The organism is Prosthecobacter sp., from assembly GCF_049294395.1.
GTDB lineage: Bacteria > Verrucomicrobiota > Verrucomicrobiia > Verrucomicrobiales > Verrucomicrobiaceae > Prosthecobacter.
In genome coordinates this window covers 1-6,103 of record NZ_JBAQCR010000200.1, presented here as the reverse complement: position 1 = coordinate 6,103, position 6,103 = coordinate 1, and the positions used below count along the sequence as shown (strand labels likewise).

The 6,103-nt window shown below is 64.1% G+C and carries 3 protein-coding genes; all 3 read right to left on the bottom strand.

All coding sequences use genetic code 11. The annotated features are described in order from the left end of the window. Window positions 1-1,325 (bottom strand): efflux transporter outer membrane subunit (locus tag WAW39_RS12705; RefSeq protein WP_422319351.1); only part of this gene is annotated, 1,325 nt, incomplete at its 3' end. A 507-nt stretch (window positions 1,326-1,832) separates the two neighbouring features. Continuing rightward, entirely contained in the window at window positions 1,833-4,973 is a 3,141-nt protein-coding gene (locus WAW39_RS12700) for an efflux RND transporter permease subunit (RefSeq protein WP_422319349.1), read from the bottom strand. A 234-nt stretch (window positions 4,974-5,207) separates the two neighbouring features. Then, a partial coding sequence (locus tag WAW39_RS12695; protein WP_422319347.1) for an efflux RND transporter periplasmic adaptor subunit occupies window positions 5,208-6,103 on the bottom strand: 896 nt, incomplete at its 5' end.

Below are 6,103 nucleotides of genomic sequence, written 5' to 3'. Positions count from 1 at the left end.
GTCTGGAGGCGGGTGCGTTCGGCGTCGAGGAATTCGAGGTAGCCGACGGTGCCGCTGTCGTAGCGGGCGCGGGTGAGTTCGGCGGCCTGGGAGGCGGCGGCGAGGGCTTCGTTTTGGGCGGCGGACTGCTCGGCGCGGTAACGTGTTTGCGCGAGGGTGGACTCGACGTCTTTCAAGGCAGAGAGCACGGCCTGACGATAATTGGCGATGGCTTCCTCCCGGGCTTCGCGTTTTCTGCGGACGTTGGCGTGGATGAGGGCGAAGCCGGTGACGGGCAGGCTGACGCTGGGGCCGATGGACCAGACGCGGCTGTCTGCGGTGAAGAGGCTGGTGGTGTCCTTGCTCAAGTATCCGCCCTGGCCGGTGAGGCTGATGGCGGGGAAATAAGCGGCGGTGGCGACGCCGATGTCGGCATTGCGTGAGGCGACGATGCGCTCGGCTGCGGCGACATCGGGGCGGCGCTCCAGGATGTGGGCGGGAAGTCCGGCGGGAATGACGGGCGGTGAGCCGTGCAGGGGGCGCTCGGCGAGGGTGAAGGTGGTGGCGGGGACGCCGCAGAGGAGGGAGAGATTGTCTGAGGCCTCCTGGCGCTGGCGTTTGATGTCGGCGAGTTCGGCCTTCGCGGTGGCGACTTCGGTTTTGCTGCGTGCGACGTCGGTCTCCTGAATGGTGCCGGCGGTGAAGCGCTGCTGGATGAGGGCGAGGCCTTTTTCACGCAGGGCGATGGTGCGGCGCAGGGAAGCGAGATCGGCATCCAGCGCACGAAGCTGGAAGTAGGTGGCGGCGACGTCTCCGGTGAGGGTGAGGAGGACGTTGTTGAAATCAGCGGCGCTGGACTCTGACTGGGCGCGGGCGGATTCAAAGGAGCGGCGCACTTTGCCCCAGAGATCGAGCTCGTAACTGAGGTCGAGGGTTTCGCTGTAGGTGTTGATCTGCGCGGAGGGGATCTTCACCGGCACGGGCGTGGGCAGATGGCCGGAGGTGCGCTCGCGCTTGTTGCGTGAATTGAGATCGAAGGATGGATACCAATCGGTGGCGGCGGCACGGGCATTGGCGCGTGCCTGCTGGATGCGTGCGAAGGCGGCGCGGAGGTTCTGATTGTCCGCGATGGCGAGGGCTTCGAGGCGGTTGAGCTCGCTGTCGTGGAAGACTTTCCACCACTCGCCTTTGGGGGAGTCATCACGCGGGGCGCCGGGCTGCCAGCGCCAAGTGGCGGGGGTGATGTCGGTGGTGTCCGGCTTCTTGTAATCGGGCCCGACAGTGCAGGCCGCGAGCCCCATGAGGAGGACGGGGACGAGGCAGAGGCGAGGGAGGGGAATTGCCATGAGGTGATGAGGGGGCTGAGGGGGCGATGCTGGATGCTGGATGCTTGATGCTGGATGCTGGATGCTGGATGCTGGATCAGAGCGCGAAACGTGAATGAGGAATTGGGGAGGTTTGCTTCTCGGTAGAAGTGTCGCGCGGGTTAGGCGCAGCCGATGCGGGATCGTAGGATGGGTGTGGCGACAGCCCGCCCGTCCAGCAGCGTACGGCAGGCGCTGTGGCGTACGAACGTCCTCGCAGTCGGGCGGTTTGGCGGAGTGGTGTTCGAGCGAGGAAGAGCGCCATGCGCGCCAAACACACCCAACCTACGGCCGGAGCGGCTGCTGCGAATGAGGTGTGGTTTTGTGATTGGGCGATTCATTTGAGGTTTCTCGGCGAGCTTTGAGTGTATGCGAGGCCGTGACCGGAACCGTCTAAAGGCGGGACTACAATACTTGCTGGGTGTGATGCGGCGTGAGGGGCAATGCGGGGCGGTAGGATCGAGGACGAGTAGGAGGACGAGTGAGGCGCTAGGCGATGGAGGGGGCGGGCTGGGGAGTCGGGGCGTCTTCGCGGGCGGCGCGGCGGGCTTCGCGTTTGGCAGCGCGGCGGTTTCGCCATTCGACGATGTCGTCGAAGTAGGAGTAGATGACGGGTGTGGCGAGGAGGGTGAGGAGGAGGGACAAGGTCTGACCGCCGAGGATGACGCCTGCGGTGGCGTTGTTGAACGCGGCACCGACGCCGCGTGCGAACATCATGGGCACCATGCCGGCAACGAAGGCGAGCGTGGTCATGAGGATGGGGCGGAGACGGTCTTTGTTGGCTTTGAGGATGGCCTCCAGGCGATCGAGTCCTTTGGCGCGAAGCTGGATGGTGTGGTCGATTTGAAGGATGCCGTTTTTCTTCACCATGCCGAAGAGGACGAGGACGCCGAGCATGGAGAAGAGATTGAGCGACTGGCCAAAGATGATGAGGGAGAGGATAGCGAAGGGCAGCGTGAGCGGCAGCGCGAGGAGAATGGTGAGCGGATGAATCCAGCTCTCAAACTGCGCGGCGAGGATCAAGTACATGAAGACGAAGGCCATGAGGAAGGCCATGCCGAAGGCTTTGCCGGTGCGGGCCATTTCCTTGGAGCGGCCTGCGACGCCGCTGCTGTAATCGGCGGGGAGGTTTTGCTTTTTGACGATGGCGTCGATGGCATCGACGATTTTGCTTTCGCCGACATCGGGTGCGTTGTTCGCGCTGATGGTGACCTGACGGCGGCGGTTGAGGCGGTCGATTTGTGAAGGGCCGGAGGTTTGCTCAAGCTTCAGCACGTTGTCGAGTGCGACGGGCACGCCGCTGGCGCTGGGGACGGAGAGCTGGGCCATGGCTTCGCGGTTGTTGCGGTAGCCGGCTTCGGCGCGGAGGTGGATGTCGTACTGCTCACCGGCTTCGTCATAGGTGGAGACATCGAGACCGCCGACGAGGAGGCGCAGGGTGGTGGAGAGATCGGCGATGTTGACACCCAGTTGACCGGCCTTGCTGCGGTCCACGCTGGCGGTGATCTCGGGCTTGCCGCTGATGAGGGTGGAGTCGAGATCGCGAATGCCGGGGATGTTTTTGGCTTCCTTCATGATGACATCCGTGGCGGCGGTGAGGCGGTCGAGATCCGGGCCGGCGACGTAGAACTGGATGTTGGCGCTGGACTGGCCGGTGTTGAACGGTGGCACGGCGAGAACGGTCATGCGCCACTCGGCGGGGAACTTGGGCAGGATCTCTTTGCGCACCTGATCCATGATGTCCTGCTGCGTGGCTTTGCGTGTGTCGGGATCGGTGAGGCGGACGTAGATGCCGGCGAGATTGGGCACGCGCTGGTCATTGTCACCAATGGTGAGGAGGGTGGACTCCACACCGGGCAGGGCGCGGATGCTGCGTGCGACGCGCTCGCCGAGGAGATCTGTGGAGGCGAGGGTGGTGCCTTCGGGGACGCGGATGTTGACGATGAACTCGGCTTCTTCCGTGGGTGGCATGAAGCTTTTTTGCACGATGCCCATGAGCGTGGGCAGGGAGGCGAGCGCGCCGAAGCAGGCGAGGATGACGACCCAGCGGTGGCGCATGGAGAAGCGCAGCATGATCATGTAAACGGCCTCGATGGGGCGGTAGAAAACATTCACCACGCGGTCGAGAGCGCGCTCGATCCAGCTCTTGCGGCGGCGGTTGAGCATGCGTGCGGCGAGGGAGGGTACGAGGGTGAAGCTGATGAGCAATGACACGGCGATGGCGAAGGCCATGGTGAGGCCGAAGCTTTTCAAGAACATGCCGACGATGCCGCTGAGGAAGGCGACGGGGACGAAGACGGCGAGGAGCGAGAGCGTGGTGGCCATGACGGCGAGGCCGATCTCGCGCGTGCCATTGATGGCGGCGTCATGCGCGTTTTCGCCTTTCTCCTCCATGTGATGGACGATGTTTTCCACGACGATGATGGCGTCATCGATCACGATGCCGACGGCGAGCGCGAGGGCGACGAGGCTGATCTGATTGAGCGTGACATCCTGCGCCCACATGACGCCGAAGGCGGCGATGATGGAGGTGGGAATGGAGAGTGCGGCGATGACCGTGGCGCGGGTGTTGCCAAGGAAGAGCAGCACGATGAGCGCGGCAAACACGGCACCGAGGATGAGATGCTCCTGCACGGCGTGCGTGCTGGTGCGGATGACGAGGGAATTGTCACGCACGACATTGATGGAGTAGCCGGCGGGGAGGATTTTTTTCACTTCGTCCAGGCGCTCCTGCACGGCATCGACCACCTTGATGGTGTTTTCGCCGGACTGCTTGCGCAGGGAGATGACGACGCTGGGGATGCCATTGCGGCGTGCGGCGGTCTGCGGCTCTTCTTCGCCATCGTCCACGCGGGCCACGTCTCCGAGGCGCACGAGGCCGCCGTCTTTTTCACGGACGACCATCTGGCGCAGCTCGGCCACGGAGGCGGCTTTGCCGAGGACGCGCAGGCCTTCCTGACTGGCGGCGTCTTTGACAGTGCCTGCGGGGATCTGCACATTCTGCGACTTCAGCGCCTTCTGCACATCGATGGCGGTGAGATTGAAGGAGCGGAGGCGCACGGGGTCCATCCACACATTGATCTGGCGTTTGCGACCGCCGAGCAGCGTGGCCTGGCCGACGCCGGGCACGCTTTCAAGCTGGCGGCGCAGGACTTTGTCTGCGTATTCGGTGATCTCGCGCGCGGGGCGGTCAGCGGTGAGCGCGACGTTGAGGATGGGCGAGGCATCGGGGTCGAGCTTTTCGACGATGGGCGGATCGGCATCGTCGGGGAGATCGACGATGATGCGGTTCACGCGGTCGCGGATTTCTTGCGCGGCGACGTCCACGTTCTTTTCCAGCAGGAAGACGACGATGACCTGTGAGATGCCTTCGCTGGAGACGGAGCGGAGCTCATCGATGCCGCTGACGGTGTTCACCGCTTCTTCGATCTTGTCGGTGATCTGGGTTTCGACTTCCTTCGGCGTGGCGCCATTGAGACGCGTGGTGATGGCGACGGTGGGGAAGTCCACCTTCGGAAAGCGGTCCACCGGCAGGCGGGTGTAACCGATGAGGCCGACGACGACAAACACCAGCACGATGACGCTGGCGAGGACGGGGCGCTGAACACAGATGCGGGCGAGCCATTGCATGAGTTAGAAAGGGGGAGGGGGATTGAGCCGGGTGTGCGGGGCTTGGGTGCGGTGGGCCAAGCTCAGGGGCGGAGAGACGAGGCTGTGGACGTTCGGTTTGCCGCAGAGGGGCAGAGAGGCAGAGGGAGCAGAGGTGGAAGAGTGTTTGGCGTAGGACTGAGAATCGTCGATGGTATTACGTGGGAATTAATACCATTCGTGTTGGAGGGCTTTGAGGCGCTCATGGGGGATGCGTTAAGATTGAGGAGCGTTCTGCACGGGCACGCCGTCGGCGGCGTCGGGGCCGGGGGAGAGGACGACGTTTTCGCCCTGCTTCACGCCGCGGCGGATTTCGATGCGGTCTTTGTCGGTCTCGCCGACTTCGACGAGGCGTTCGGTGAGCTGGCCGGACTCGACGACCCAGACTTTTTGATTGGCACCCTCCGCACGCACGGCGTTGGCGGGAATGGTGACGGCGGTCTGCGGCGGGAGTGCGAGGCGGGCTTCGGCGAAAAGGCCGGGGCGGAGGCGGCCGTCGGTGTTGAGCACCTCGGCCTCCACCTGGAGATCGCGGGTTTCTGCACGCACGGCGGCGCCGATGAACTTGACGGTGCCGGTGAAGACTTCGCCGGGAAACGGGGACACGCTGAACTCCACGGTCTGCCCCACGCGGATGAGTCCGACGGAGGGCTCCGCGACATTGACGAGGAGTCGCAGATGCTGAAGATCGACGACTTGCGCGACCTTGGAATTGGCCATGACGTATTCGCCTGCGGTGACAAAGCGCTCTGACACGGTGCCGGCAAACGGGGCGCGGATGGTGGCGTCTTCCAGGGTCTTCTTGCTCATGTCACGGCGTGCTTCGGCTGCGGAGAGGCTGGCGGCGGCGCCATCGCGATCTGCCTTGATGCGGGCGAAGTCGGTTTCGGCGACGGCCTTCATCTGCGCGAGCGGGGCGTTGCGCTTCACTTCGCTTTCGGCGAGATCGAGCTTGGATTTTGCCTGCACCACATTGGCTTCGGCTTCGGCTAGATTGAGTTCGGCGTTGCGGCTGTCGAGCTGCACGAGGACATCGCCGGTTTTGACGATGGTGCCGCGCTCGACGGGGGTTTCGATCACCTTGCCGGTGGTGTCTGCGGCCACAGCGGCGT

Excerpts from the sequence above, each read along its gene's own strand:
- WAW39_RS12700 (WP_422319349.1), bottom strand. The coding sequence starts at position 4,973 with ATGCAATGGCTCGCCCGCATCTGTGTTCAGCGCCCCGTCCTCGCCAGC.